At 70.7% G+C, this 25,358-nt stretch carries 24 protein-coding genes; 1 reads left to right on the top strand and 23 read right to left on the bottom strand.

Going from position 1 to position 25,358, the window contains the following annotated elements; all coding sequences use genetic code 11:
* Positions 1 to 2 precede the first annotated feature (2 nt).
* The 22 genes from AC4D2F_RS00340 to dinB form a co-directional block, all read right to left on the bottom strand.
* Positions 3 to 938: an RluA family pseudouridine synthase gene (locus AC4D2F_RS00340; protein ID WP_490909058.1), complete on the bottom strand. Its 936-nt coding sequence runs from the start codon at positions 936 to 938 to the stop codon at positions 3 to 5.
* The gene (gene lspA / locus AC4D2F_RS00335) at positions 928 to 1,467 is read right to left on the bottom strand and encodes a signal peptidase II (protein ID WP_490910494.1); all 540 of its coding nucleotides are present in this window, start codon (positions 1,465 to 1,467) and stop codon (positions 928 to 930) included. Before lspA ends, AC4D2F_RS00340 begins: the two co-directional genes overlap by 11 nt.
* A gap of 281 nt (positions 1,468 to 1,748) precedes the next feature.
* Positions 1,749 to 2,381: a DivIVA domain-containing protein gene (locus AC4D2F_RS00330; protein WP_104164267.1), complete on the bottom strand. Its 633-nt coding sequence runs from the start codon at positions 2,379 to 2,381 to the stop codon at positions 1,749 to 1,751.
* 147 nt (positions 2,382 to 2,528) lie between these two features.
* Positions 2,529 to 2,819: a YggT family protein gene (locus AC4D2F_RS00325; protein ID WP_104164265.1), complete on the bottom strand. Its 291-nt coding sequence runs from the start codon at positions 2,817 to 2,819 to the stop codon at positions 2,529 to 2,531.
* A 57-nt stretch (positions 2,820 to 2,876) separates the two neighbouring features.
* Positions 2,877 to 3,398 carry a cell division protein SepF gene (locus AC4D2F_RS00320; RefSeq protein ID WP_490909054.1) on the bottom strand — a complete coding sequence of 174 codons (522 nt, stop codon included), beginning with the start codon at positions 3,396 to 3,398 and terminating at the stop codon, positions 2,877 to 2,879.
* A 95-nt stretch (positions 3,399 to 3,493) separates the two neighbouring features.
* Complete coding sequence (locus AC4D2F_RS00315) at positions 3,494 to 4,258, bottom strand: YggS family pyridoxal phosphate-dependent enzyme (RefSeq protein WP_490909053.1); 765 nt, start codon at positions 4,256 to 4,258, stop codon at positions 3,494 to 3,496.
* Complete coding sequence (locus AC4D2F_RS00310; RefSeq protein ID WP_490909052.1) at positions 4,255 to 5,004, bottom strand: purine nucleoside phosphorylase YfiH/LACC1 family protein; 750 nt, start codon at positions 5,002 to 5,004, stop codon at positions 4,255 to 4,257. The genes AC4D2F_RS00315 and AC4D2F_RS00310 overlap by 4 nt, the downstream gene beginning before the upstream one ends.
* A gap of 3 nt (positions 5,005 to 5,007) precedes the next feature.
* The gene (gene ftsZ, locus AC4D2F_RS00305; RefSeq protein ID WP_104164261.1) at positions 5,008 to 6,207 is read right to left on the bottom strand and encodes a cell division protein FtsZ; all 1,200 of its coding nucleotides are present in this window, start codon (positions 6,205 to 6,207) and stop codon (positions 5,008 to 5,010) included.
* 222 nt (positions 6,208 to 6,429) lie between these two features.
* The gene (locus tag AC4D2F_RS00300; RefSeq protein ID WP_490909051.1) at positions 6,430 to 7,290 is read right to left on the bottom strand and encodes a cell division protein FtsQ/DivIB; all 861 of its coding nucleotides are present in this window, start codon (positions 7,288 to 7,290) and stop codon (positions 6,430 to 6,432) included.
* Entirely contained in the window at positions 7,287 to 8,816 is a 1,530-nt protein-coding gene (murC, locus tag AC4D2F_RS00295; RefSeq protein ID WP_490909050.1) for a UDP-N-acetylmuramate--L-alanine ligase, read from the bottom strand. Before murC ends, AC4D2F_RS00300 begins: the two co-directional genes overlap by 4 nt.
* The gene (murG, locus tag AC4D2F_RS00290) at positions 8,813 to 9,934 is read right to left on the bottom strand and encodes an undecaprenyldiphospho-muramoylpentapeptide beta-N-acetylglucosaminyltransferase (protein ID WP_490909049.1); all 1,122 of its coding nucleotides are present in this window, start codon (positions 9,932 to 9,934) and stop codon (positions 8,813 to 8,815) included. Before murG ends, murC begins: the two co-directional genes overlap by 4 nt.
* Before the next feature lie 25 nt (positions 9,935 to 9,959).
* Positions 9,960 to 11,345: a putative lipid II flippase FtsW gene (ftsW, locus tag AC4D2F_RS00285; RefSeq protein WP_490909048.1), complete on the bottom strand. Its 1,386-nt coding sequence runs from the start codon at positions 11,343 to 11,345 to the stop codon at positions 9,960 to 9,962.
* Positions 11,345 to 12,925, bottom strand: a complete 1,581-nt coding sequence (gene murD, locus AC4D2F_RS00280; RefSeq protein WP_104164251.1) for a UDP-N-acetylmuramoyl-L-alanine--D-glutamate ligase — start codon at positions 12,923 to 12,925, stop codon at positions 11,345 to 11,347. The genes ftsW and murD overlap by 1 nt, the downstream gene beginning before the upstream one ends.
* Entirely contained in the window at positions 12,922 to 14,022 is a 1,101-nt protein-coding gene (gene mraY, locus AC4D2F_RS00275; protein WP_104164249.1) for a phospho-N-acetylmuramoyl-pentapeptide-transferase, read from the bottom strand. The genes murD and mraY overlap by 4 nt, the downstream gene beginning before the upstream one ends.
* Positions 14,019 to 15,536, bottom strand: a complete 1,518-nt coding sequence (locus AC4D2F_RS00270; RefSeq protein ID WP_490909047.1) for a UDP-N-acetylmuramoyl-tripeptide--D-alanyl-D-alanine ligase — start codon at positions 15,534 to 15,536, stop codon at positions 14,019 to 14,021. The genes mraY and AC4D2F_RS00270 overlap by 4 nt, the downstream gene beginning before the upstream one ends.
* A gap of 6 nt (positions 15,537 to 15,542) precedes the next feature.
* Entirely contained in the window at positions 15,543 to 17,144 is a 1,602-nt protein-coding gene (locus tag AC4D2F_RS00265; RefSeq protein WP_490909046.1) for a UDP-N-acetylmuramoyl-L-alanyl-D-glutamate--2,6-diaminopimelate ligase, read from the bottom strand.
* 57 nt (positions 17,145 to 17,201) lie between these two features.
* Positions 17,202 to 18,989 carry a peptidoglycan D,D-transpeptidase FtsI family protein gene (locus tag AC4D2F_RS00260; RefSeq protein WP_258069607.1) on the bottom strand — a complete coding sequence of 596 codons (1,788 nt, stop codon included), beginning with the start codon at positions 18,987 to 18,989 and terminating at the stop codon, positions 17,202 to 17,204.
* Between the two features lie 48 nt (positions 18,990 to 19,037).
* Positions 19,038 to 19,634 carry a cell division protein FtsL gene (ftsL, locus tag AC4D2F_RS00255; protein WP_104164243.1) on the bottom strand — a complete coding sequence of 199 codons (597 nt, stop codon included), beginning with the start codon at positions 19,632 to 19,634 and terminating at the stop codon, positions 19,038 to 19,040.
* Positions 19,631 to 20,632 carry a 16S rRNA (cytosine(1402)-N(4))-methyltransferase RsmH gene (gene rsmH, locus AC4D2F_RS00250; protein WP_104164241.1) on the bottom strand — a complete coding sequence of 334 codons (1,002 nt, stop codon included), beginning with the start codon at positions 20,630 to 20,632 and terminating at the stop codon, positions 19,631 to 19,633. The genes ftsL and rsmH overlap by 4 nt, the downstream gene beginning before the upstream one ends.
* Positions 20,633 to 20,849: 217 nt before the next feature.
* Positions 20,850 to 21,281 (bottom strand): division/cell wall cluster transcriptional repressor MraZ, encoded by a 432-nt coding sequence (mraZ, locus tag AC4D2F_RS00245; RefSeq protein WP_104164239.1) that lies wholly within the window; start codon positions 21,279 to 21,281, stop codon positions 20,850 to 20,852.
* A gap of 260 nt (positions 21,282 to 21,541) precedes the next feature.
* Positions 21,542 to 21,919, bottom strand: coding sequence for an SCO2097 family morphological protein (locus AC4D2F_RS00240; protein WP_104164237.1), 378 nt, complete (start codon positions 21,917 to 21,919; stop codon positions 21,542 to 21,544).
* Positions 21,920 to 22,149: 230 nt separating this feature from the next.
* Positions 22,150 to 23,454, bottom strand: coding sequence for a DNA polymerase IV (gene dinB, locus AC4D2F_RS00235; RefSeq protein WP_490910493.1), 1,305 nt, complete (start codon positions 23,452 to 23,454; stop codon positions 22,150 to 22,152).
* A gap of 150 nt (positions 23,455 to 23,604) precedes the next feature.
* Between dinB and AC4D2F_RS00230 the strand changes: the two genes are divergently transcribed.
* On the top strand, positions 23,605 to 24,738 hold the full coding sequence (locus AC4D2F_RS00230; protein WP_104164235.1) for a polyprenyl synthetase family protein: 1,134 nt from the start codon (positions 23,605 to 23,607) through the stop codon (positions 24,736 to 24,738).
* Positions 24,739 to 24,792: 54 nt separating this feature from the next.
* Here the strand turns inward: AC4D2F_RS00230 and AC4D2F_RS00225 are convergent, their stop codons facing one another.
* Positions 24,793 to 25,146, bottom strand: coding sequence for an Rv2175c family DNA-binding protein (locus tag AC4D2F_RS00225; RefSeq protein ID WP_104164233.1), 354 nt, complete (start codon positions 25,144 to 25,146; stop codon positions 24,793 to 24,795).
* Between the last annotated feature and the right edge of the window lie 212 nt (positions 25,147 to 25,358).

Raw genomic sequence — 25,358 nt, 5'->3', positions numbered from 1 at the left:
TGTCACACCAGGCCGTCGGACAGGGCCGTCAGGGCGTACGCGAGATCCACCGGATACGGGCTCGTCGCGGTGACCGGCTCACCGGTGCGCGGGTGCGCGAAGCCCAGGCGGTGGGCGTGCAGCCACTGCCGGGTGAGGCCGAGTTCGGCCGCCAGGCGGGGGTCCGCCCCGTACGTGAGGTCCCCCGCGCAGGGATGGCGGAGCGCGGAGAAGTGGACGCGGATCTGGTGCGTCCGGCCGGTCTCGAGGTGCACCTCGACCAGGCTGGCCCGGCCGAAGGCCTCGAGCACCTCGTAGTGCGTCACCGAGTCGCGGCCGCCCTCCATGACCGCGAAGCGCCACTCGTGGTGCGGATGGCGTCCGATCGGCGCGTCGATGGTGCCCTTCAGCGGCTCCGGCAGCCCCTGCACGACGGCGTGGTACACCTTGTCGACCGTGCGCTCCTTGAAGGCGCGCTTGAGGGCCGTGTAGGCGGGCTCGGTCTTGGCGACGACCATCGCCCCCGAGGTGCCGACGTCGAGCCGGTGGACGATGCCGACGCGCTCGGGGGCTCCCGACGTGGAGATGCGGTAGCCGGCCGCGGCGAGTGCGCCGACCACCGTGGGTCCCACCCAGCCGGGCGACGGGTGGGCGGCGACGCCGACGGGCTTGTCCACGACCACGAAGTCCTCGTCGTCGAGCAGGATGCCCATGCCGTCGACCGCCTCCGGGATGACGCGGTGCCTGTCCTGCGGATCCGGCAGGGCGACGTCGATGCCGTCACCGGCGTGGACGCGGTCCGACTTCGCCAGCGGCACGCCGCCGCGCAGCACCCGCCCGTCCGCACACCACTGCGCGACGGCGGAGCGGGAGGCGTCCAGCAGGCGGGCGAGGACGGCGTCCGCCCTGTTCCCGGCCTCGGTCTCCGGGATGATGAGCTCCCGGCGGTCACCTGCCATGATCGTCCCGGTGCTGGGTCGGGTCGGCCGCCGGGCCCGTTGCCGGGCCGGCCGGCTCGTCGGTCGGCTCGTCGTCGCGGCGACCGTCCAAACCGATGCCCCGCAGGGTCAGGATGCAGATGAGCACCACGCCGCTGACGACCGCCGAGTCGGCGATGTTGAAGATGGCGAAGTTCGGCAGGGCGATGAAGTCCACCACGTGGCCCTGGCCGAACGAGGGTTCGCGCAGGAGGCGGTCCGTCAGGTTGCCCAGGGCGCCCCCGAGGACGAGTCCCAGCGCCACCGACCACCCGCGGGAGGCGACCTTCCTCACCTGCAGGATGAGGGCGGTGGACACGACGACCATGATGATCGTGAACACCCAGGTGTAGTCCGTCCCGATCGAGAACGCGGCCCCCGGGTTACGGAAGAAACGCCAGCTGAGCAGGGGCGGGAGGACCGGCGTGATCTGCCCTTCGGTCATCGTGGACACGACCCACCACTTGGTGAGCTGGTCGGCCACATAGACGACCAGCGCGCACGCGAGCATCAGGAGCCCGTAGCGCGCCGGGATGCGGTGCGCGGGTCCCGGGGCGTCCGCCGGGGTGCTGTCCGCTGCGGCCGACGGATCGCCGTCGGGCTCGGGGGTGGTGTCGGCGGGCTGGTGCTCGTTCACGGTCCATCCAGGGTGTCGGGGCTGTGTGGTCTGTCGTCGGGGCCATCGGGCGGGCGCGGTGGCTCCCGACGCCGGAAGGGCCGGCTCCCGGGGTCGTGCCCCGGCAACCGGCCCTTCCACTGCTGCCCCGACGCGGGTCGGGCCAGGACGTCTCGCTAGGAGGCGGACTCGGTCGCGAGGGAGTCGCGGGCATCGAGGTCGCGGAGCTGGCCCTCGATGTAGGCCTTGAGGCGTGCGCGGTAGTCGCGCTCGAAGCCGCGGAGCTGCTCGACCGTGCTCTCGAGGACCGTCTTCTGCTCCTCGAGGTCCCCGAGGGTCTTCCGGCTCTTCTCCTCGGCCGCGTCGACGAGGCCGGTGGCCTCGAGCTGGGCTTCGGCGATGATCTTGTCGCGCTGCTCGACGCCCGCGTTGACGTATTCGTCGTGCAGGCGCTGCGCCATGGCGAGGACGCCGGCGGCGGATTCTGCCGAGGTGACGGAGGCCGCGGTCGCGGGGATCGCAGCGGGGCTGGTCTCGTCGTCGGCCTGGGTGACCTGGGCGGACTCCTCGTCGGTCGCCTTCTCGGTGTGCGTGCTCGCCGCGACGGGGGCGGGGATCGTCGTGGCCTGCGAGGCGTCCGAGGGGTCGTCCCCGAGCCTGCGGCGCAGTTCCTCGTTCTCGGAGTTCAGGCGGCGGAGCTCGACGACGATCTCGTCGAGGAAGTCGTCCACCTCGTCCTGGTCGTAGCCCTCGCGGAACTTCGTCGGCTGGAACCTCTTGTTGACAACGTCTTCTGGCGTCAAAGCCATGTGGTCACCTCATACTGATAGGAGCCGGCCCGCCGACTGGCGGTCATGGCTGCGGTACCGGATTGTGGACATGAACCGCTGGACTCACGTCGAACTGTGCATCAGCGTATATCTTCCCGGGTGTCATTGCCGAAACGGCCCCGGAGGCTATCGTGCGAGATTGGCGGACACGGACATCAGGATCAGCACGACCACGAACAGTGCCAGGAACGCCAGATCGAGCTGGACCCCGCCCAGGCGGAGGGGCGGAATGAGCCGGCGCAGGGCCTTGATGGGGGGATCCGTGACCGAGTAGATGCCCGAAGCCAGCACCAGCGCCGACTTCTGGGGACGCCAGTCGCGGGCGAATCCCTGGACGGCGTCATAGATGATGCGCAGGATCAGGGCGAGCTGGAACAGCATCAGTACCAGGTAGATCAGGGCGAATACCAGACTCACAGAGCAGTTTCAGTCCTTCGTGCCTTGGAGGGTCTTGCGCGACCGGAGGGCCGCAGCTCAGCTCTGGTTGAAGAAGCTGGTCTGTCCTTCGCTTGCCTTCAGGTCCTCGCCGAGTACTTCAATATACGACGGCGAGAGCAGGAACACCTTATTCGTGACCCTCTCGATGCTCCCGTGCAGGCCGAACACGAGGCCCGCCGAGAAGTCGACGAGGCGCTTGGCGTCGGACTCCCCCATGTCGGTGACGTTCATGATCACGGGGATCCCGTCGCGGAAGCTCTCGCCGATGAGCTTCGCGTCGTTGTACGAGCGGGGGTGGATCGTGGTGATCTGGCGCAGGGCGGCGGAGTCCTCGCGGGACGACGGCGCGCGCTTGATCGGCGTGACTGGGGCCCGGTATTCCTCGGCGGGGGCCACGCGGACGGCGGCCGGAGCCGGCTCGAGGTGACGCTCGTCGCGATCGTAATCCACCGTGTAGTCCTCGTTCCTGCTCTGCGCGCTTTTCGTTTCGGGCTCGTAGTGCTCATCACCGTCGGCGAGCCCAAGGTAGATCATTGTCTTGCGCAGTGCGCCAGCCATGGTGACTCCTGTTCTGAGAGTGGATCGGTGGGTCCGGGGTCCTGCCATAGGCCACCGACCCCGGTGCCCGTCGTACCGCCGTTCTAGCGTCGACGCTACCCCACCGCCGGACGCGGACCGAGGACATCAGACCCGATCCTGAGGTGTGTCGCCCCGGCGGCAACGGCCTCCTCGAGGTCACCGCTCATCCCCGCCGAGACGGCGGATGCGGCAGGGTCGACGCCGCGGACCTCGGCCGAGATGCGCAGGAGCCGTTCGAACGCCTCGACCGGGTCGGCGCCCAGGGGCGCCACGGCCATCACCCCTGCGAGCTGGAGGCCGTCCGTCGCCGCGCAGGCCTCCGCCAGTGCCGCCGCCTCGGAGGGGTGGGCCCCTCCCCTGCCCGCGGATGCCTCCGCGGGACCGGCTCCGGTATCGAGGGTGAACTGGAGGAAGCACCGCAGGTCCTCCCGGGCACCGGTCCCCGCAGCGGCCCGCCGCTCCTGCTCCGCCCCGACGGCCTTGCCGAGCGACGCGATGAGCGGGAGGCGATCCACGGAATGCACGCTGTGGGCGTAGCGGACCACCGACCGGGCCTTGTTGGTCTGCAGCTGCCCGATGAAGTGCCACGCCAGGGTGAGGTCCTGCAGTTCGCCCGCCTTCGCCGCCGCCTCCTGGTCGCGGTTCTCACCGACGTCGGTGACGCCGAGTCCGGCGAGGATCCGCACGTCGGAGGCCGGGAAGTACTTGGTGACGACGATCAGCTCCGGTTCGCCGCGTCCGGCCGACGCCGCGGCGGAGGAGATGCGGGTCCGGACGGCCCGCAGGCGTTCCGCCAGCTCGCGGTCCCGGGCGGAACCCGGTGACACCTCGGGGCTCACGTCCGCCACACGAGGCCAGCGATGCGCCCGGCTCCGGGTTCCCGCCGGTGGGAGTACAGCCCGGGGTTCTCGACGGTGCAGCAGGGGCCGCTCCCACGCAGGGGTTCGACCCTGGCGCCGGCCCGTGCGAGCTGCAGGTGGACCGCCCTCGGCAGGTCGAGTGCCGGCGTCCCCTGCCGCGTCCGCGACGCGGCCTCGGGCAGGACGTGCGCCATCGTCCTCATCATGTCGTCGGGCACCTCGTAGCAGGAGCCGCACACGGACGGACCGATCCACGCCGTGAGCTCGCGTGCTCCGTGGCGGCGGAGCGTCCTGACCGCGTGCTCGATGATGCCGTTGCCGACACCCACGCGGCCCGCGTGCACCACGGCCGTGGCCCCCGTCCCGCCGTCCGCGATCGGGGCGTCCGCCAGGACGACCGGCACGCAGTCGGCAACGAGGACGGCGAGCGGCTCGCTCCCGTCCAGCGACACCATGCCGTCCGCGTCGGGCGGGTCCTGCGTGGTCGGGCCGACGACGGCGACGCGGTCCGAATGGGTCTGGCTCATGAAGCGCAGCGCACCGCAGGGGATGCCCATCGCGGACTCCAGCCGGCGGCGGTTGCCGCGGACGACGTCGGGCTCATCACCGACGTGGAGGGCGAGGTTGCCCGCCCCCACGGCCGTGAACGCGACCCTGAGCCCCGCGCCGACCTCCTCGTGCCAGTGGAACGCGGAGGTCGGCCCGGGCACGCCGTCCGTGTCCACCGACTACTTGAGGAAGTCGGGCACGTCGAGGTCGTCCGAGCGGCCGGCCGACAGGTCGGGCTCGACGATGGCCGGCAGGTCGACGTCGAAGCCCGAGTCCGCCGGGACGGCCTGGACGTTCTGGGCACGCTGCTGCGACCAGGCACCGAGGCCCGCGGTCGCCGCACCGGCCATGCGCTGCTGGTCGCCGCCCACGCGGGGGGCGACGGCGGGCCGTGCCGCCGGTGCTGCTGCAGCGACGGGCTGGGATGTGGCGTCCACCTGGTCGAATCCTGCCGCGATGACCGTCACGCGGGCCTCGTCACCGAGGGCGTCGTCGATGACGGCGCCGAAGATGATGTTGGCCTCGGGGTGCGCGACCTCCTGGACGAGGCGCGCCGCCTCGTTGATCTCGAAGAGGCCGAGGTCGGAGCCGCCCTGGATGGACAGCAGGACGCCGTGGGCACCGTCGATGGAGGCCTCGAGCAGCGGCGACGCGATGGCGAGTTCGGCCGCCTTGACGGCACGGTCCTCGCCGCGTGCGGAACCGATGCCCATGAGGGCCGAGCCCGCGCCCTGCATGACGGACTTCACGTCGGCGAAGTCGAGGTTGATGAGGCCCGGCGTGGTGATGAGGTCGGTGATGCCCTGGACGCCCGAGAGCAGGACCTGGTCCGCGGAGCGGAACGCGTCGAGCATCGAGACGTTGCGGTCGCTGATGGACAGCAGGCGGTCGTTCGGGATCACGATGAGCGTGTCGACCTCTTCGCGGAGCGTGTCGATGCCGCTCTCCGCCTGGTTCGACCGGCGACGTCCCTCGAAGGTGAACGGACGCGTGACGACGCCGATCGTCAGGGCGCCGAGGGAGCGGGCGATCCGGGCGACGACGGGCGCACCACCGGTGCCGGTTCCGCCACCCTCACCAGCGGTGACGAAGACCATGTCGGCCCCGCGCAGGACCTCCTCGATCTCCTCGGAGTGGTCCTCGGCGGCGCGGCGGCCGACCTCCGGATCCGCTCCGGCGCCGAGCCCGCGCGTGAGTTCGCGGCCGACGTCGAGCTTGACGTCGGCGTCGCTCATGAGCAGGGCCTGGGCGTCGGTGTTGATGGCAATGAACTCCACGCCACGGAGTCCGACCTCGATCATCCGGTTGACGGCGTTGACGCCGCCGCCGCCGATGCCGACGACCTTGATGACGGCCAAGTAATTCTGAGGTGCTGCCACGTCCTGTGTCCCTTGTTCGAATCTGTGTGCTGTACGGGGGTCCGCCGGTGCTCCGGCGTCGACCTTCACCCGAAATAACGTTAACGTTCAGGTTGAGGGTTAACGTTATGTCAAGTAACTTCTATGTTCGACGCTAGGTGCATACGCATCCCGTTGCAAAGACCGGGCACAGTGTGTCGGCGTGTCGGCCCCCGATCCCCCGTGTCGCAGGCCTCCGCGGCGTCATCGTGTCACCGGCCGGTCGGGTGTGCTGACGTCGAACACCTTCACGGGCGGGTCGGTCGCGGGGACCGACAGCATCGCCTCGAGGACCCTCGCCTTCTCCGCACTGCGCTCGGCGCTGCCCCAGAAGATCTTCTGCTCCCCCGAGAGCGAGAGCTGGATGGAATCGACGCTCGACGCCGACGCGCTGTTGAGGCGCGACAGGATGCCCGCGGGCAGTTCGACCAGGACGGCGGTGATCGAGGAGAACACCTCGGAGTTGACGGCGTTGGCGCCGCCGTCGATCAGGGGCAGCCTGACGTCGTCGCGCCGGGCGACCTGCTCGAGCTGCCGGCCCTCCGCGTCGATGAGCACGAATTCGCGGCCGTTCTGCAGGACGGCGACGGGCACGCGCTCCTTCAGCGTGACCACGAGCGTGGACGGCGGCTCCGCCGCGATCCCGACGTCCTCGATAGGTGCCTTGTCGGCGAGCAGGTCCGCCACCTGCTCGCGTGAGATCCGGGTCAGCGGCGTCCCGGTCAGGGGCGCGAGGGCCGCATCGACCTCGGCGGTCGTGACCAGCGTATTGCCCTGCACGGAGACCGTGCGGAGGGCGAGGGCCGGCGAGAAGATCACGTACGCGACCAGCCCTCCGAGGACGAGCATCAGGGCGACGACGGCGATCAGGGTGTTCCTCAGCCGGTGGGAGCGCCGCGGGGCCGGGAAGTCGAGGACCGTCCCGGAGGCGCCCCGCTCCGGTCGCCCGGCGAGCGTGGCGGTGCCGCCATGGGCGGTGCTGCCGGCGGTGATGTTCCTCGCGCCCGGGGCCCGGGTGCCTCTCGCGCCGGGCACCCGCGTCGCGGGGGGCTTCCGCGGCGTCATCCGGCGGCCCCCGCCGGGCCCGCACCGGCGGCCCGGTCCGTCAGCAGGCCGACGAGCCGGATGCCGTACTGCGTGACGTCCCCGGCGCCGATCGTGAGGACGATGTCACCGGACCGGGCGCCGCCGACCACGGCCTGCAGGGCCTCGTCCGGGTCCGGGACGTACGCCCCGCCGGAGCCGCGCATGAGGTCGGTGATCGTCCAGCCTCCCACGTCGTCGACGGGGTCCTCCCGCGCCGCGTAGACCGGCAGGACGACGGCGGTGTCGGCGAGCGAGAGCGCGTCGGCGAACCCTGCGGCGAATTCCCGGGTGCGGGAGAACAGGTGCGGCTGGAACAGGACGTGCACGCGGTGGTCCCCGGCCACCGTCCGCGCCGCGGTGAGCGCTGCCTGCACCTCGGTCGGGTGGTGGGCGTAGTCGTCGAAGACCCGCACGCCGTCGCCCTCGCCACGCGCCTCGAACCGGCGTGCGGCACCCGAGAACAGGGACAGGCCCGTCGCGGCGACGGCCGGGTCGACGCCGAGTTCCAGCGCGACCGCGAACGCCGCCGCCGCGTTCAGGATGTTGTGGCGCCCCGGCACGCTCAGTTGCAGGTCCTGCTCGGCGTCCAGGCCGTCGACGGCGAAGGACAGGACGCTGTTCGTGGTGCTGCCGACCGCCCGTGTGGCGCCGATCCGGATGTCGGCCGTGTCGGCGTAGCCGTAGGTCCGGACCCGGCGCGTCCCGGGGATGGCCGCGGCCAGCGCGGCGGCCCCCGGGTCGTCGGCGCAGGCGACCAGCAGTCCGTCCTCGGGCAGCCGGTCCGCGAACCGCCGGAACGCGGCATGGACGGCGTCGGCGGTGCCGTAGTGGTCCAGATGGTCGGCCTCGGCGTTCGTCACGACACTGATGCGCGGCGAGTAGTTGAGGAAGGAGCCGTCGGATTCGTCGGCCTCGGCGACGAACACGTCCCCGCCGGCCCACTCCGCGTTGACGCCGAGTGCCGCCACGTCACCCCCGATCGCGAACGACGGGTCGAGCCCTGCCTGCCGCAGCAGGACCGTGATCATGGCCGTCGTCGTCGTCTTGCCGTGGGTCCCGGCGACCGCGACGGCGAGACGGCCGCTCATCGCCGCGGCCAGTGCCTCCGACCGGTGGAGCACGGGCAGGCCGCGGCGCCGGGCCTCGGCGAGCTCCGGGTTGCTGTCGCGGATCGCCGAGGAGATGACGACGGTCCCGTGCTCCGGGACCGCGGCCGCGGTGTGGCCCACCTGCACGTCGGCGCCGAGGGCGGCGAGGGCGCGCAGCCCCCGGGACTCCGCCGCGTCGGACCCCGAGACGCGCAGTCCACGCCCGAGGAGCACGCGGGCGACGGCGGACATGCCGGCTCCCCCCAGGCCGATGAAGTGGACGGGTTCGGCCAGGACCGCGTGGGCGGCTCCGGTGCTGGTCGTGGTGATGCTCGTGGTGATGCTGGTGCCTTCCGTCGTGCCGTTCGCGGGTGTGGAGGTCCCATCGCCGGCGGTCCTGTCGTGTCCGGCGCTCATCGGCGGGACTCTGCGAGGGCCAGGACGAGCTCCGCCATGCGCCGGTCCGCGTCCCGTACGCCCTGGGCGTAGGACGCCGTCGACATCGCGGCGAGCCGCGGGGCGTCGGAGACCAGCGGCAGGACGTTCCTCCGGATCCAGTCGGCGGTGAAGGCCTGGTCGTCGACGGCGATCGCCCCGCCGCACTCCACGAGCCCCGCCGCGTTGAGCCGCTGCTCACCGTTGCCGTGGGGCAGCGGGACCAGCACGGCAGGCAGACCCACGGCGCCCACCTCGCTCACGGTCGCGGCACCCGCGCGCGCGACCAGGAGATCGGCGGCCGCGTACACGCGCTCCATCCCGTCCACGAACTCGACCTGGTGGTACCCGGGCACTGCCAGCGGCGCGCCGTCGTCGCCGGGGACCTGCTTGCCCCTGCCGGTGATGTGCAGGATCTGGATGCCCGCCGCGGTGAGCTCGGGCACGGCGCCGGCCACGGCGCGGTTCAGGCTCGCCGCTCCCGACGACCCGCCCGTGGCGATGAGCGTGGGCCGGTCCGGGTGGAGCCCGAGGGAGGTGCGGGCGTCGACGCGTCCGGCGGCGCGGTCGAGGTCGGCGATGCTGCGGCGCATGGGCATGCCCACCAGGACCGCGTCCGTCAGGCCGGTGCCGTCGAACGCGACGGCGACGCGTGCCGCGATCCGCGCGCCCACCCGGTTGGCGATCCCGGGGCGGGCGTTCGCCTCGTGGATCACGACGGGGATGCGCCGGGTCCACGCGGCGATGTACACGGGCGTCGACACGTACCCGCCGACCCCGACGACGACGTCGGCCCCTGCGTCCGTCACGATCGCCCGCGCCTGCCGGACGGCCCGGAGGAGGCGCACCGGGAGCTTGAGGAGGTCCGTCGACGGCCGTCGTGGCATGGGCACCCGGTCGATGGTCCGCAGCTCGTAGCCGGCCGCCGGGACGAGGCGCGTCTCCATGCCCGCTTCGGTGCCGACCGCCGTGATGCGCGTGCCCGGACGGTCCTCGGTGATGGCCCCCGCGATGGCGAGCAGCGGGCTGATGTGGCCGGCCGTGCCGCCGCCGGCGAGGACGACGGACACCGCGCGGTCGTCGGTGGTGGGGTGTGTCATGGAAGTACGGGGCCTCTTCCGGAGGTTAGGACGCGGACCGGTCCGGTGCCGCGACGGCGGAGTGCGGGGTCTTCCGCGCGAAGGAGAGCAGGACACCGACGGCGGCGAGCGTGAAGGTCAGCGCGGACCCGCCGTAGGAGATGAAGGGCAGCGGCACGCCGATGACGGGCAGCAGGCCCGTCACCATGCCGATGTTGACGAACGCCTGGCCGATCAGCCAGACGAGGATGGACCCCATGAGGATCCGCACGAACGGATCGGTGTAGCGCATCGCCACGCGGATGGTCGCCACGGCGAGGATGCCGAACAGCAGCACGACCACGAAGGTGCCGATCAGCCCGAACTCCTCACCGATGATGGCGAAGATGAAGTCGTTGTGGGCCTCGGGGATCCAGTTCCACTTCTGCCGGCTCTGGCCGATCCCGACCCCGAACCAGCCGCCGGAGGCCATGGCGAACAGCCCGTTGTCGGACTGCATGCACAGGTCCGTCCCGTCGTCGCAGTTGAGCCGGAGCCACGCGGCGATGCGCCCGCCACGGTTCGAGCTCGTCGCGACCATCAGGAGGGACCCGACGACGGCCACCGCGCCCACCAGCGTGAACATCTTCAGCGGCGCGCCGGCGAAGAAGAGCGCCGCGGCGGCGATCATCATGAGCACGAGCCCGGTCCCCAGGTCCCCGCCGATCAGGACCAGGCCGATGGGCAGCCCGCCCAGCGGCAGTGCGGGGATCAGGGCGTGCTTCCAGTCGCGGATCAGGGCCTTCTTGCGCTCGAGCACCGCCGCGAACCACAGGGCCAGCGCGAGCTTCGCGGGCTCGGAGGGCTGGATCGTCTGCGAGCCGATCCGGATCCAGTTCTTGTTGCCGTTGATCTCGACGCCGATGACCAGCACGAGGACGAGCAGCACGATCGCGATCCCGAGGCTCGGCCAGGCGAGCGCCTTATAGGCGCGGGGTCCGACCCGGGACAGCACCAGCATCAGGATCAGGCCGGCACCGGCCCAGACGGCCTGCTTGAGGAAGAGGTCGAACGTGTCCTTGCCCTCGGAGATCGCCTCGACGGAGGACGCCGAGAGCACCATCATGAGGCCGATGGCGGTGAGCGCCAGGGCCGCGCCCAGGATCAGGTAGTAGCTGGAGCCGGACGGCGAGTGGTCCGAGCCCTCGAGGACCTCCCAGCCGCGCCGCACCCGCGCGAGCAGGCCCTTCGCCGGCTCGTCGGCGGGCGCGCCTGCTCGCCCGCCGGGGGCCGCCGTGGTGGCACCGCCCCGGACGGTACGCCCGGTGATCGCGGGACGGGGCGTCGACGGCGAGGAGGGCGTCCCTCCGGAAGGCGCCGGCCGCCCCGCCCCCGTGGTCCGGCCGGACCGGACGGAGGGCTTGCGTCCTCCCGGACGGGTTGGCGTGCTCATTACGACTCCTTAGCGGTGATGCCCTGTCCGCCGCGGGCCCGGACGGCCGCCATGAAGGCCGACCCCCGGTGCGCGTAGGAGGAGAACTGGTCCATCGACGCGGCGGCCGGCGCCATGAGTACCGTGTCGCCGTCCCGGGCGAGCCGCCCTGCTTCCGCGACCGCCCACCGCATCAGGGCGTCTCCGGCCGGCGGGTCGGGTGGCCCGCCGGAGCCGGGCCCCCGTCCAGTGTGAAGGCTCGGCGGGAGGGAGACGGGAACATCGGGCGCGTGTCGGGAGAGCGCCCCCTGGAGGGGTGCGGGATCCTCGCCGAGCAGGACGACGGCGCGGAGGCGCCCGGCGTGCTCCCGCACGAGGTCCTCGTAGGAGACTCCCTTGGACAGGCCACCGGCGATCCAGACGACGGACTGGAAGGAGGCGAGCGATGCCGAGGCGGCGTGCGGGTTGGTGGCCTTCGAATCGTTGATCCACAGCACGCCGTCCTCGTTCGCGACCACCTGGATGCGGTGGTCGCCCGGCTGGAAGGCGCGGATCCCGTCGCGTACCGCTGCGGCGGGGACGCCGGCGGCCCGGACGAGCGCGGCGGCGGCCAGCGCGTTGGCGACGAGGTGGCGCGGCACCACCTCGCCGAGTTCGCTGATGGACGCGAGTTCGGCGGCCGAGTCCTTGCGCTGCTCGATGAACGCGCGGTCGACCAGCAGGTCCTCGACGACGCCCATCATGCTGATCGACGGCATGCCGGTGGTGAACCCCACGGCGCGGCAGCCTTCCATGACCTCGGCGTTCTCGACCATGGTCTCCGTCTCGCGCTGCTCCACGTTGTAGATGCAGGCGATCTTCGTCCGTTCGTAGACCGAGGCCTTGGCCGCGAGGTAGGCCTCGTAGCTGCCGTGCCAGTCCACGTGGTCCTCGGCGATGTTGAGGCACACGCTCGCCAGGGGTTCGATGGAATGGGCCCAGTGCAGCTGGAAGCTGGACAGTTCGACGGCGAGGACGTCGTAGCCCAGGGGGTCGCGGATGACGTCGAGGATCGGGGTGCCGACGTTGCCTGCGGCGACGGCGCGCCTGCCGTCGGCGATCAGCATGGACTCCGTCAGGCCGACCGTGGTCGTCTTCCCGTTGGTCCCGGTGATCGTGAGCCATTCGGCGGTGGTGCGGCCCTCGCGGATCCTGACGCGCCACGCCAGCTCGACATCGCCCCAGATGGGGATCCCGGCGGCCGCTGCGTCGGCGAGCAGCGGCTGCGTGGGAGGCCACCCGGGCGAGGTGACGACGAGATCGGGCCGCTCGCCGTCGACCAGGGGCAGGGTTGCGGCATGGTCCGCACCGAGCAGGACGTCGCGGGCACCGACGATCCGCAGGGTGTCGGCCTTCGCCTCGTTCGCGGGCGTCACCCCGGCGTCGACGACGACGACGACGGCGCCGAGCTCGATGAGGGTGTCCGCCGCGGAGAAGCCTGAGGCTCCGAGGCCGGCGACGACGACCCTGAGCCCGGCCCAGTCGGCGTCCCACGAGGTGAGGCCCGCGAGGCGCGGTGTCTCCCAGGTGTTGGGCACGCCCTTCCCGTCCGGTGCGCTCATCCCACGACCCATTCCGCGTAGAAGATGCCGAGCGCTGCGGCCACGAAGAGGCCCGCCAGGATCCAGAACCGGACCACCACGGTGACCTCCTGCCAGCCCTTGAGCTCGAAGTGGTGCTGGAGCGGCGCCATCTTGAAGACGCGCTTGCCGCCCGAGAGTTTGAAGTAGCCCACCTGGATGATGACGGACAGGGTGATCATGACGAACAGGCCGGCCAGGATCACCAGGAGCAGTTCGGTGCGGGACAGGATCGCGAACCCGGCGATCGCGCCGCCGATCGCGAGGGACCCGGTGTCCCCCATGAAGATCTTGGCGGGTGAGGTGTTCCACCACAGGAACCCGACGAGCGCACCGCACATCGACCCGGCGATCAGCGCGAGATCCAGGGGGTCCCGCACCTCGTAGCAGACGCTGCCCGCGCCCGGCGAGCCGCAGCTCTGGTTGCTCTGCCAGATGCCGATCAGCATGTACGCGCCGAAGACGAGGATCGAGGCGCCGGCGGCGAGTCCGTCGAGGCCGTCCGCGAGGTTCACCCCGTTGCTGGCCCCGGTGATGATGAGGTTCGACCAGATGACGAAGAGGATCGCTCCGAGGACCGTCCCGGCGAAGGCGAGGTCGATCGGGGTGTCGCGGATGAACGAGATCGCCGTTGAGGCCGGGGTACGCCCTTGCTCATTGGGGAACATCAGGGCCAGGACGGCGAACGCGACGCCGACGCCCGTCTGGCCGGCGATCTTCGCCGGGGCCGACAGGCCGAGGCTGCGCTGCTTGGAGATCTTGATGTAGTCGTCGGCGAAGCCCACGAGGCCCATGCCGCCGGCGAGGAAGAGGAGCAGCAGGCCCGAGGCGCTGGGCCCGGAGGCGGGAGCCCCGATCGCCATCATCAGCAGGTGCGTGAGGAAGTAGGCCAGCAGCACGGATCCGACGATCACGGCGCCGCCCATGGTCGGCGTCCCGCGCTTGGTGTGGTGCGCGGTCGGTCCGTCGTCGCGGATGAACTGGCCGTAGCTCTTCTTCACGAGGAGCCTGATGAACAGGGGCGTTCCGACGAAGGCGAAGATCAGGGCGGCGGCCGAGCCTATGAGGATTGCTATCACGGCTGGGGGGCCTTTCCGGAAGCGTCTGGCGTACCGACCGCTTCAGAGTCTGCTGCAGTGTGGTTCGGGCTGTGGTCCGGGTTGGGCTGCTGCGCTATCCGGTCTCCGAGGAACCGGAGCCCGGCCCCGTTCGAGGACTTGAACAGGACGATGTCGCCCGGCTCGAGCTCGGCGGCGAGCAGCCGCTCGGCCGCCTCGACGTCGTCGACGTGCACGGCTTCGCTGCCCCATGATCCCTCGAGCACGGCGCCGTTGAAGAGCGCCCGCGTGTTGGGGCCCACGCAGACGAGCTTCGAGATGTTGAGCCGGACGACCACGCGTCCCAGGAGGTCGTGCTCCTCGATGCTGCTCTCGCCCAGTTCGAGCATCTCGCCGAGGACGGCCCACGTCCGCCGGCGACCGCGGCCGAGTTCGGCGAGGGTCCGCAGGGCTGCGCGCATCGACTCGGGGTTGGCGTTGTAGGCGTCGTTGATGACGGTCACCCCGTCGGCGCGCTCGGAGCGCTCCATGCGCCAGCGGCTCGCGGCCGCCAGGCTGCGGAGGCCCTCCGCGATCCGGTCGGGGGCGCATCCGACCTCGTAGGCGACGGTCGCTGCGGCCAGCAGGTTCGTCGTGTGGTGCAGTCCGAGGAGCGGGGACACGACCTCGTGGTCGCTGCCGTCCGGGAAGGTGAGGGTGAACGAGGGGTTCCCCTCGGGCGTCGTCGTACTGTTCCTCGCCCGGACCACGTCTCCTTCGGCTGCGAAGTCCTCCGAGGAGGTGAAGAACGCGGTGCGCGCACCGGTCCGGGACCGCATCGCGAGGACGCGCTCGTCGTCGGCGTTGATGACGGCGGTACCCGTCGCGGCGAGGGCCTCGACGAGCTCCCCTTTCGCCCGGGCGATGTTCTCGACGCCGCCGAACTCCCCCGCGTGGGCCGAACCGACGCCGAGGACGACGCCGACGTCCGGCTGGACCAGCGAGGCGAGGTAGGCGATGTGGCCGGGCTTGGTGGCGCCCATCTCGATCACGAGGTACCGCGTCTCCCACGTCGCCTCGAAGACCGTCAGCGGGACGCCGACCTCGCCGTTGTAGGAACCCCGGGGAGCAACGGTGGGGCCTGCCTGGGCGAGGATGCCCGCGAGGAGGTCCTTGGTGGTGGTCTTCCCGGCCGAGCCGGTGATGCCGATGACGGTGACGTCGCCGGCGGCCCGCAGCCGGCGGACCGTCTCCGCGGCGAGCTCGCCCATCGCGAGGATCGCATCGGGGACGACGACGGAGGGGTAGGGGGTGTCGTTTGGTCCGGTGACCTCGCGCTCGGCCAGCGCCAGGACCGCCCCGCGGGCGAAGGCACCTCCCAGGTGGAGGTGCCCGTCGGATTCCTCGCCGGGCTTGGCGACGAAGAGCGCCCCGGGGACGCACTCCCGCGAATCGGTGGCTGCGGAGGTGACGGTGATGGCGGGGCCGGCGGGATCGATCCCGACCGGTCGTCCGCCCGTGAGTGCCGCGATCTCGGCTGCGGTGAATTCAATCATGACGGTTCAGGACTCTATCCCGGGGCGGGAAAGCCCAGAGAATCCGTGCCTTGTCAACGCGGAACGCAGTTCCTCCCGGTCGTCGAGTGACAGGTTCACGCCCTTGACCTCCTGCCAGACCTCGTGGCCCCGGCCCGCGACGATGACGGTGTCGGACGGGCGGGCCAGGGCCACGGCGCGCTCGATCGCCTCCGCCCGGGGGAAGACCTCCAGTACCTCGCACGTGAGCCCCTCCGCGCGGACCGCCGCGTCGGCGCCCGCCCGGACGGCCCGGCGGATGACCGCTTCGTCCTCGTCGTGGGGATCGTCGTCGGTGACGATGAGGATGTCGGACAGGCGGGCTCCGACGGCCCCCATCACGGGTCGCTTGGATTCGTCGCGCTGCCCGGTGGCGCCGAACACGGAGATGACCCGGCCGCCGGGTCGCCGGACCGAGGCCAGGGTCCGTTCGAGCGCGTCGGGATTGTGCGCGAAGTCGACGATCGCTGCGGGTTCCTCGCCGACGAGCTGCATGCGTCCCGGCACCTCGGTGGTGAACGGGTCGTGGTCGTCCAGGGCGCGCTGGACGTCCCCGACGGCGACGCCCGACGCGAGGACCATGACCGTGGCCAGGGCGGCGTTGGAGACGTTGAACGTCCCGGGGAGGCCCGTGCGGACCAGCAGCCGCTCCCCTGCCCGACCCTCGAGGGCGAAGGCGTGCCCGAGGCCGCTGGGCCGCACGTCCGTCACCGTCCAGTCGGCCGCCGGCGCCCCGTCGGCGTCCTGCTCGGTCCGCAGCGACAGGACGGGCACCCCTGCCGTGCCGGCGAGGCGGCGCCCCCAGGCGTCGTCGACGAGGACGACGGCGCGCCGGCAGCGGTCCACCGTGAAGAGCGTCGCCTTCACGGCGAAGTAGTCCTCCATGGTCCCGTGGAGGTCGAGGTGGTCCTGGGTGAGGTTGGTGAAGCCGGCGACGTCGAACCGGACGCCGTCGACCCGCCCGAACTCGAGGGCGTGCGAGGAGACCTCCATGGAGGCCGCGTGGAGGCCCCGCTCCCGCATGAGGGCGAGCAGGGAGTGGACCTGCGGTGATTCGGGCGTGGTGAGCGCGCTCGGGATGGCGTCCTCGCCGGCCCGGATCTCGATGGTGCCGATGAGCCCCGTGGTCCGGCCCAGTGCGGCGAGGAGTGCGTTGAGGAAGTAGGTCGACGTCGTCTTGCCGTTCGTGCCGGTGATCCCGAAGAGGATCGGGGCGGCGTCCGGGGCGTCCGGCTGGCTGTCGAAGATCACGCCCGCGAGCGGTCCGGCGGCCCGGCGGGGGTCGGGGACGACGACCACGGGCGGGGCGTCGAAGCCGGCCGTCGCCGCGGCACGGGCCACGATCGCGGCGCCTGCCTCGTCCGTCAGGACGGCCACCGCGCCCGCACGCACCGCCTGCTCGGCGAAGTCCGCGCCATGGCGTGTGGCTCCGGCGACGGCCGCGTAGACATCCCCGGGGAGCACCGACCGCGAATCCAGGGTGAGGCCTGTGACCACGGGGAGATCCGGCGCACCGGCCGATCCGGCCAGCGGCCCGATCGCGGCCAGGGCGGCGGACAGGGCGACCGGGTGCGGGGCACGCGGTCGCATCAGGGAGGCGCCGCCTCCCCGCGAGTTGTTCGATTGCACGATACTCCGGCCTCCGGGTCAGTACTCGACCGGATAGATGTCCGGCTTCATCGTGGACGCCGGGACGTTGTTGGAATTGAGGACCTGCTTCATCACCTTCTGGAACGACTGCCCCGGGATGAGGTAGTACAGGTCGCCCTGCGGACGCTGGAGCGTGACGACGACCACGTACTCGGGGTCCTCGATCGGCGCGATCCCGGCGTAGGACAGGGTATAGCCATCGTAGCCGCCCGCCGGACTGGGGGCCTCGGCGGTGCCGGTCTTCGATCCCACGCGGTACTGCTCGAGCTGCCCGGTCTTGCCCGAGCCCTCCTCGGTCACCGTCTCGAGCATCTTCCGCGTCTTGGCAGCCGTGTCCGCGGACACCACCCGCGTGCCCTCCGCCTGGGGGACCGTGTGCTCGGTGCCGTCCGGGTCGATGTACGCGTCGATCAGCCGCGGCTGCAGGCGCACCCCGTCGTTGGCGATCGTCTGGTACACCATGGCGGTGTGCAGCGCGGTCTGCGCGAGTCCCTGGCCGAACAGGACGGTGTACTGCTGGCGGTCGTCCCACTTGTCGGGGGTGGTCAGCAGGCCCTGGTTCTCCTCGTTGAGCCCGGTTCCGAGCGGTTCGCCGATGCCGAATTTCTTCAGCCAGTCGTACCGTTCCTGCTTGGTCAGCTTCTGGCCCACCTGCACGGTCCCGGTGTTCATCGACTTCGCCAGGACGCCCGCTGCGGTGCGCTTCTCCGTCTTGTGCTCGAAGGCGTCCTTGAACGTCTGGCCATCGATGGTGTACCGGTTCTCGAGGGTGAACCTGGAGGTCGGCTCGATGAGCCCCTGCTCGAGCGCGGCGGCCATCGTGATGACCTTCGTCGTGGAACCCGGTTCGAAGGACGCGCTGACGGAGTTGGGTCGGCGCTGCTCGGCCGGCGTCGCGGTCGGGTCGTTGGGGTCCGGCGTCGTGGACTCGGCCATCGCGCGGATGGCGCCCGTGTCCGCCTCGACGACGACGATGTTCCCCCACTCGGCGTCGTACTCCTCGACCTGCGACGCGATCGTCTGCTGCGCGAACCACTGCAGGTCCTGATCGATGGTGAGCCGCACGTTCTGGCCGTCGACCGCCGGGACGTCCTCGTTCGTGGCGTACGGGATGCGGATGCCGTCCCCGCCGATCTCGAAGGTCCTGCTACCGGCAGTGCCCTCGAGCGCATCGTTGAGCGAGTACTCGAGGCCCTCCTGCGGCTCGCCGTTCTCGGACACGAAGCCGATGATCGACCCGCCGACGGCGCCCGCCGGATAGGTCCGCACGCTGGTCTCGTCGGCGTAGACACCGGGGATCTTCACGGCGAGGGCCCGGTTCTTGACCTCGGGTGTCACCGATTTGAGGATGTAGTTGAAGCTCTTGTCACCGAGGACGGCGCCCCTCAGCGTCTCCCCATCGATGCCGATGACGGCGGAGAGCTCCGAGACCGCCTGGTCCATGGGGATGACCTCCCACTCCTCGAGGTCGTCGTTGAAGCGGCGGAACTCCTCCACGTCGCTCAGGCGCTGGTCGACCACGAGGTCGTAGCGCTCCACGCTCCGTGCGAAGTACTTGCCGTTCATGTCGACGATCGAACCGCGCACGGGCTGCACGGCGGTGGTCGTGAGCCGCTTGGACAGACCGGCCTGTGCCATGCCGTCGAGATCGAGAGCCTGCAACTGGAAGAGGCGCACCCCGAGGACCATCAGGAGGACGAGGACGAACGCGAGCCCTACGCGGAGCCGCCTGGAACCCAGGGCCAGACGCATGCTGTCGGGGCTGCCGAGGCGTGCAGGGGTCACGGAGAATCCTTGTCGATCGGTCTGGGGCGAAGTTCTGGAACCGTTCTGCTACTGGCCGGAGCCGAGCTGCTCGGGACCGGGGATCGTTCCCGACCCGCTGCTCGCCGCCGCGTCCCCGTCCGTCGCGGGACCGGTCGGGTCCGACCCGAGGTTCGGCGCAGGGATGAGGACCTCGGGTTCGGGGCCCTCGGTCGCGGGCTCCGGCGTGCCGGTCACCTTCATCGAATCTAGCTCAATGGTCCCGAAGGTCGGGGAGGACACCATGCCGAGTTTCGTCGCGGCGGCGGCCAGGTTCTGGGGGGCTTCCCTCGCCTCGATGGCGAGCACGAGCGCCTCGTTCTCCTGGCTCAGGGCTGTCTGCTGGTTGCGGAGCTGCACGAGTTCGTACTGCGTGCCGGAGACGGAGATGTTGAGCATGAGCACCGCGGCAAGCGCCGCGGCGAGGACGAGCAGGCTGAAGACGGCGAAGGGCACCTTGCGTCGGGCCGGGCGCGCGGGGACCACGGACAGCGGCGTCCGGGCCTTCGGGGTGGCGATGGCTGCGGTGGACGGTCCGGTCAGCCGTCCCGGGGCCAGCGCGTAGGCGCCGTTCCCGGAGAAGGCCGCGACGCCGTGGCGCTTCTCCACGGTCAGTGCCTGGCTCATATGGTCATCCTGTCGACGGGTCCGGCTTTGATTCGTTCAACTGCCCGCAGCTTGGCCGAGGCCGCCCGCGGGTTCTCCTCGATCTCCGCCGCGGTGGGCGCTTCGGTGCCGCGGGTCAGCGATCGGAGGTAGGGCTTGTGCTCCTCGAGTTCCACCGGGAACCCGACGGGCGCGGAGGACTTCGTTCCCGCGGTGAAGGCGCTCTTCACGATGCGGTCCTCCAGGGAGTGGTAGGACATCGCGACGACGCGGCCACCGATCAGGGCGGAGGCGATGGCCGCGGGGACGGCCCGCTCGAGAACGGTGAGTTCCTCGTTGACCTCGATCCGCAACGCCTGGAACGTCCGCTTGGCGGGGTGGCCGCCGGTGCGGGCTGCCGCGGCGGGGACGACGCCGCGGATGACGTCCACGAGCTGGGACGTGGTCCTGAACGGTCCGGTCTCCCTCCCCCGCACGATCGCCGATGCGATCCTGCCGGCGAACTTCTCCTCGCCCCAGGTGCGGATGATGCGGAGGAGGTCGTCCTCGCCGTAGGTGTTGACCACCTCGGCCGCCGTGATGCCGCGACTCGTGTCCATGCGCATGTCGAGCGGGGCGTCGTAGGAGTAGGCGAACCCCCGATCGCGCTCGTCGAGCTGCAGGGAGGAGACGCCGAGGTCGAAGAGGACGCCGTCCACGCCGTCGATGCCCAGGTCCTCGAGCACCTCGGGCAGCTCGTCGTACACGGCATGGACCAGGTCGGTGCGGGCCGCGTAGGGGGCGAGCCGTTCGCCGGCGAGTCCGAGCGCCTCGGTGTCGCGGTCGACGCCGACGAGGTGCGCATCGGGGAAGCGCTGGAGCATGGCCTCGGCGTGGCCTCCCATGCCGAGCGTGGCGTCGACGACGACCGCGCGACGACCGGCGGCTTCCGCTGCGGCGACGGAGGGTGCGAGAAGGGAGACGCAGCGGTCGCGGAGGACGGGGACGTGGCGTTCCCCCGTCGGCCGGTCACCCGTCATGCGTCCTCTCCCTCCTGCAGTTCGTACTCGTCTCGGGTGTCACTGCAGGCAGGTAGGGAGGCCGGCCTTCTTGGATCAGACCCCCATCCGGCCGGAGGGTCGTCGCCTGGCTTCGGGGAAGTGAAGCCAGGAGGCGTACCGGATCCGGCGGCTGGAGATCTCATCCAAGGGACGTTCCCACCTGCGCCGTCGTGCTGCGTGCTGGTCCTGCTGTTGTTCAGAGGATGCCCGGGAAGGCATCCTCGTCCGTCTCGGAGAACGCCGTCTCCTTCTCCGTCAGGTAGGAGTCCCAGGCGTCCGCCGCCCAGATCTCCGCGCGGCTCCCCGCCCCGATGACCGCGAGGTCCCGGTCGAGTCCCGCGTAGGTCCTCAGCGCGGGCGGGATGGTGATCCTGCCCTGCTTGTCGGGTACCTCGTCCGAGGCGCCCGACAGGAAGATGCGGTTGTAGTCCCTCGCCTGGCGTGACGAGATGGGGGCCGCGCGCATCTGTTCGTGAACCCTTTCGAACTCACTCATGCTGAAGACGTAGATGCACCGTTCCTGGCCCCTCGTGAGGACAAGACCCTCGCTCAGTTCCTCGCGGAACTTCGCAGGGAGAATGAGCCTGCCTTTCTCGTCCAGACGGGGGGTGTGAGTTCCGAGGAACATCCCTGACCGCCTGTTCTGAGTCCGCCAAGCCCAGCTTGGTGCCGTACCGCTCTTATATTCCCCACTTTACTCCACAACTCTCCCCGGTCAACGTATTCGGCGCGCGCCGCGCCCTTTTCGTCGCGGCGTGTCGCGGTCTGCGCGGCGGGCGACCGCGCGACGGCGCGCCCGATCCCCGCGGGGAGTGAAGTGGAGGGGTTAAACGAAGAAGGACCCGCCGGGGCGGATCCTTCTGGACTACGGTCGGGCGTCCCTGACTCCTATGTCTGGTCGCGCTTCCGCTCGTCCCATTTGTCTTCGAGACTGGACATGAAACCGCTCTTGCCTCCGGTCGATGCCTTGGTCGGCTTGCCGAGTGGCTGGCCGGCATCGACCTGCTTCGACTTCGTCGTGGCGAAGTACACGCCACCTCCCATGATCAGGAAGCCTGCGACGCCGATGAAGATGTTCTGGTAGACGATGCCCGCCAGAAGGACGAGGATGCCCGCGATCGTGATGAGCGAACCGATGACCAGGCGCCGGGTCGACATCGACTTCCGACTGTCCGAGGCCATGGAGTGCGCGAATTTGGGATCGTCGGCGTGCAACTGCTGTTCAAGCTGATCAAGCAACCTCTGCTCGTGTTCCGAGAGTGCCATGACCGCCTCCTTGATGTGGGTACCAACGTTCCTCCACCCAACCAACGCTCCTGACGCTGTCCCGGTTCCCGATGCGGGGGTCCGGGACCGCAGGTTCCGGGTGGTGGATTTGCGTCATGACCGGTAGTTGGACTACCGGGTTAAAGACTAGTGTGCTACCCCCGGGGCGCAAAGTCACAATGCGGTGTTGGGAGCCACCTCTTCTGGATGATATGGGACCCTCCTGGCGCTCAACGGCGAGGATCCCGATCGCCCTGCACAGGTCCCCGCCGTGACCCTCCGGACGGTCCGGACGGCGGCGGCCGACCACCGCCACGGACGTCCGGAGGAGTCCCGGCCCGGTCGTCGTCGGCCTCCGGCGGCAGGCCGCCGCCGGGCTTGCCCGGAGGTGCCGGCGGGCGTCCTCGTGCGAGGAGGCCCGCCGGCATGACACCGGCGTCCCCGAACTTCCGGTTCACGTCGTCGAGGGCCCGTTCGGCGAGCCTCCAGTTGTCGTCCTGCCGGTCGATCGTCAGTTGCGTGGAGCCGTCGCCGCCGGTCACGAGAGATTCCGCGCGGAGGCCGATCAGCCGCACCGCCATGGGCCTGTCGCCCAGACCGGCGAGCAGTGCCGTCGCCGCCCGGTAGAGCGCATTCGCATTGTCGACGGGCTCGTCGAGCTTCTTCGATCGCGTGAGTGTCGAGAAATCCTCGTAGCGGAGCTTGAGCGCAACCGACCCGGCGCGGTGGCCCGAGGCCCGCAGCCTCGTCGCGGTGCGGTGGGCAAGCCGCAGCAGTTCCCGCCGGAGGACGTCGGAGTCCTCGACGTCGCGGGAGAACGTCTCCTCCGCACCGATGCTCTTCTCGGGACGTGAGACCACGACCCTCCTCGGGTCGCGGCCCCAGGCGAGGTGGTGCACGTGCTCGCCCGAGGCGCCCAGCAGGCGTCGGAGGGTGGCCACCGGGGTGTGCGCGACGTCCTGGACGGTGCGGATGCCGATACGGGCCAGGACCTCCTGCGTCTTCGCGCCCACACCCCAGAGGGCGGAGACGGGCAGCGTGTGGAGATAGGCGACCGTCTGGTCCCCCGGGATGAGCAGGAGGCCGTCCGGCTTGGCCCTCGTGGAGGCGATCTTCGCCACGAACTTCGTCGTCGCGGCCCCGACACTCGCCGTGATCCCCAGCGTGGAGTGGATCTCCGCGCGGATCTGCTCACCGATGGCCCGCGGGCTGCCGAGTCGCCGGAGCGAGCCGGCGACGTCGAGGAAGGCCTCGTCCACGCTCAGCTGCTCGACCTCCGGCGTGACCGACCGGAAGATCCCCATGACCTGGGCGGAGACCTCCGAGTACCGGCGGTGGTGCGGAGGGAGGATGACCGCGGTGGGGCACTGCCGCATCGCGACCGCCATCGGCATCGCGGACCGCACGCCGAACCGGCGGGCCTCGTAGGAGGCGGACAGGACCACCGACCGTCCGGACGGGGAGCCCACGACCACCGGCACGCCACGCAGGTGCGGGTGGTCCAGCAGTTCCACGGAGACGTAGAAAGCGTCCATGTCGATATGCAGGATGTGGCACTCCGCATACTCGACAGGTTCCTGCCCCGCGTCCTTTGGCACGCCTTCATCGTACGCACCGGCACCGACACCGCAGGGGCCGCCGGTTAGAGTGGGGACACCACCGAAGACGAGCCGCACGGGAGATTCATGCTGTCCGCACCTGCCATCCCCGACCAGGGCGGCCCCGCTCCCGACGCCATCACCGTGGAGCAGGAACGGTTCCGATCCTCCCTCACGCGGTCCATCGAGGGCTTCCTCGCCGACCAGAGCACGGTCCTCGGCTCCATCTCCGACGAGGCGCTTCCCCTCATCTCGAGCATCGCCACGCTGACGAGCGGAGGGAAGCGGATGCGGGCGCTGCTGTGTTACTGGGGCTGGCGGGCGGCGGGCGGATCACCGCTGGCGTCCGCCCCGGTGACGGCAGGCACGGCCCTCGAGTTCTTCCAGGCCGCGGCGCTGATCCACGACGACATCATCGACCGGTCCGACACCCGGCGCGGGCGCCCGAGCGTCCATCGGCAGTTCACGGCCCGCCACGCAGACGCGGGATGGCACCTCGACGCGGAGCGGTTCGGGGTCGCCGCGGCCATCCTGGCCGGCGATCTCTGCCTCGCCTTCAGCGAGGAGCTCTTCACGGGCTGCTGCTCCGGCGTCACGGGCGACGCCGGGACCGCGGCGCGGGTGATCTTCAATCGCATGCGCACGGAGGTGATGGCGGGCCAGTACCTGGACCTGCTGGAAGAGGCTGTCGGTCCGGACCAGACCCCGGCGGTGGCCGCGGACCGCGCTCTCAACATCCTCCGCTTCAAGTCCGCGAAGTACTCGATGGAGCGGCCCCTCATGCTCGGTGGAGCGCTCGCCGGCGCGGACGACGCCCTGCTCGCCGCCTACTCGGCGTTCTCGTTGCCGCTGGGTGAGGCGTTCCAGTTGCGCGACGACGTCCTCGGCGTCTTCGGCGACCCGTCGGTGACGGGCAAACCCGCCGGGGACGATCTCCGCGAGGGCAAGCGGACCTTTCTGATCGCGCGGGCACTCGGATCCAGTACCGGGACCGGGCGTGCCCGCATCAACGCGATGCTCGGCGACACGTCCCTCGACGCCGACGCGGTGGACATCTTGCGGGCGATCATCGTGGACAGCGGAGCGCTGGCCCACACGGAGCAGCTCATCGGGCAGAAATCCGAGGAGGCGTTCCTGGCGCTCGGGGACCTCGAGGTGGACGCCGTCTCCCTGCGGGCGCTGCGCCTCCTCGCGGAGGCTGCGGTGACGCGGACCGCCTGACGGTCCCGCACCGGGAAGCACCCGCCCCGGACAGTCCGGGTCGGACGGGGATCCCTACCAGGCGGCGGCCTGGGCGCGGCGGCGGATCTCCGTCTTCCGGCCCTCCCGCAGGGCGTCGATGGGCCGGCCCGGCAGCGACTCGTCCTCGGTGTACAGCCACCGGATGATGTCCTCGTCGCCGTAGCCGCTGTCCGCCAGGACCACCACGGTGCCCTTGAGGCTGTCGAGGACGCCCCCGTCGACCAGGAAGTCCGCCGGCACACTGCGGATGTTGCGCTCTCCGATCCGCACGCTCACGAGTGCACGCTCGCTGACGAGCGAGTGCACGCGGGTGATGGGCAGATCGAGCGCCTCGGCCACCTCGGGGAGATTGAGCCAGGCCGGAACGAGTTGTTCGAGTTCAGTCACCGTCCAAGGGTGCCATGCTCCCGCACCCAACTCCACCCGGCCGCCCCTTCGGCAAGGACTCCTCAAGAAGCACCGGGAGGGACACGCCGATCTTGACGATTCCCTGCATTTTCACGCCCTTGTGCTATCGAACCCATCGTGTAGATTCACTTGAGTCACACAGATCACACCATTAACACGTAAAACAGCAGCATCATCAGCACCTGCACGTT

The organism is Arthrobacter sp. TJ-263 (assembly GCF_058269155.1).
The sequence above is the reverse complement of the archived record's forward strand: the minus strand, read 5'-3'. Positions and strand labels throughout refer to the sequence as shown.

Excerpts from the sequence above, each read along its gene's own strand:
- AC4D2F_RS00340 (WP_490909058.1), bottom strand. The coding sequence starts at position 938 with ATGGCAGGTGACCGCCGGGAGCTCATCATCCCGGAGACCGAGGCCGGG.
- lspA (WP_490910494.1), bottom strand. The coding sequence starts at position 1,467 with ATGCTCGCGTGCGCGCTGGTCGTCTATGTGGCCGACCAGCTCACCAAG.
- AC4D2F_RS00330 (WP_104164267.1), bottom strand. The coding sequence starts at position 2,381 with ATGGCTTTGACGCCAGAAGACGTTGTCAACAAGAGGTTCCAGCCGACG.
- AC4D2F_RS00320 (WP_490909054.1), bottom strand. The coding sequence starts at position 3,398 with ATGGCTGGCGCACTGCGCAAGACAATGATCTACCTTGGGCTCGCCGAC.
- AC4D2F_RS00300 (WP_490909051.1), bottom strand. The coding sequence starts at position 7,290 with ATGACGCCGCGGAAGCCCCCCGCGACGCGGGTGCCCGGCGCGAGAGGC.
- murC (WP_490909050.1), bottom strand. The coding sequence starts at position 8,816 with ATGAGCGCCGGACACGACAGGACCGCCGGCGATGGGACCTCCACACCC.
- murG (WP_490909049.1), bottom strand. The coding sequence starts at position 9,934 with ATGACACACCCCACCACCGACGACCGCGCGGTGTCCGTCGTCCTCGCC.
- ftsW (WP_490909048.1), bottom strand. The coding sequence starts at position 11,345 with ATGAGCACGCCAACCCGTCCGGGAGGACGCAAGCCCTCCGTCCGGTCC.
- murD (WP_104164251.1), bottom strand. The coding sequence starts at position 12,925 with ATGAGCGCACCGGACGGGAAGGGCGTGCCCAACACCTGGGAGACACCG.
- AC4D2F_RS00270 (WP_490909047.1), bottom strand. The coding sequence starts at position 15,536 with ATGATTGAATTCACCGCAGCCGAGATCGCGGCACTCACGGGCGGACGA.
- AC4D2F_RS00265 (WP_490909046.1), bottom strand. The coding sequence starts at position 17,144 with ATGCGACCGCGTGCCCCGCACCCGGTCGCCCTGTCCGCCGCCCTGGCC.
- ftsL (WP_104164243.1), bottom strand. The coding sequence starts at position 19,634 with ATGAGCCAGGCACTGACCGTGGAGAAGCGCCACGGCGTCGCGGCCTTC.
- rsmH (WP_104164241.1), bottom strand. The coding sequence starts at position 20,632 with ATGACGGGTGACCGGCCGACGGGGGAACGCCACGTCCCCGTCCTCCGC.
- mraZ (WP_104164239.1), bottom strand. The coding sequence starts at position 21,281 with ATGTTCCTCGGAACTCACACCCCCCGTCTGGACGAGAAAGGCAGGCTC.
- AC4D2F_RS00240 (WP_104164237.1), bottom strand. The coding sequence starts at position 21,919 with ATGGCACTCTCGGAACACGAGCAGAGGTTGCTTGATCAGCTTGAACAG.
- dinB (WP_490910493.1), bottom strand. The coding sequence starts at position 23,454 with ATGGACGCTTTCTACGTCTCCGTGGAACTGCTGGACCACCCGCACCTG.
- AC4D2F_RS00230 (WP_104164235.1), top strand. The coding sequence starts at position 23,605 with ATGCTGTCCGCACCTGCCATCCCCGACCAGGGCGGCCCCGCTCCCGAC.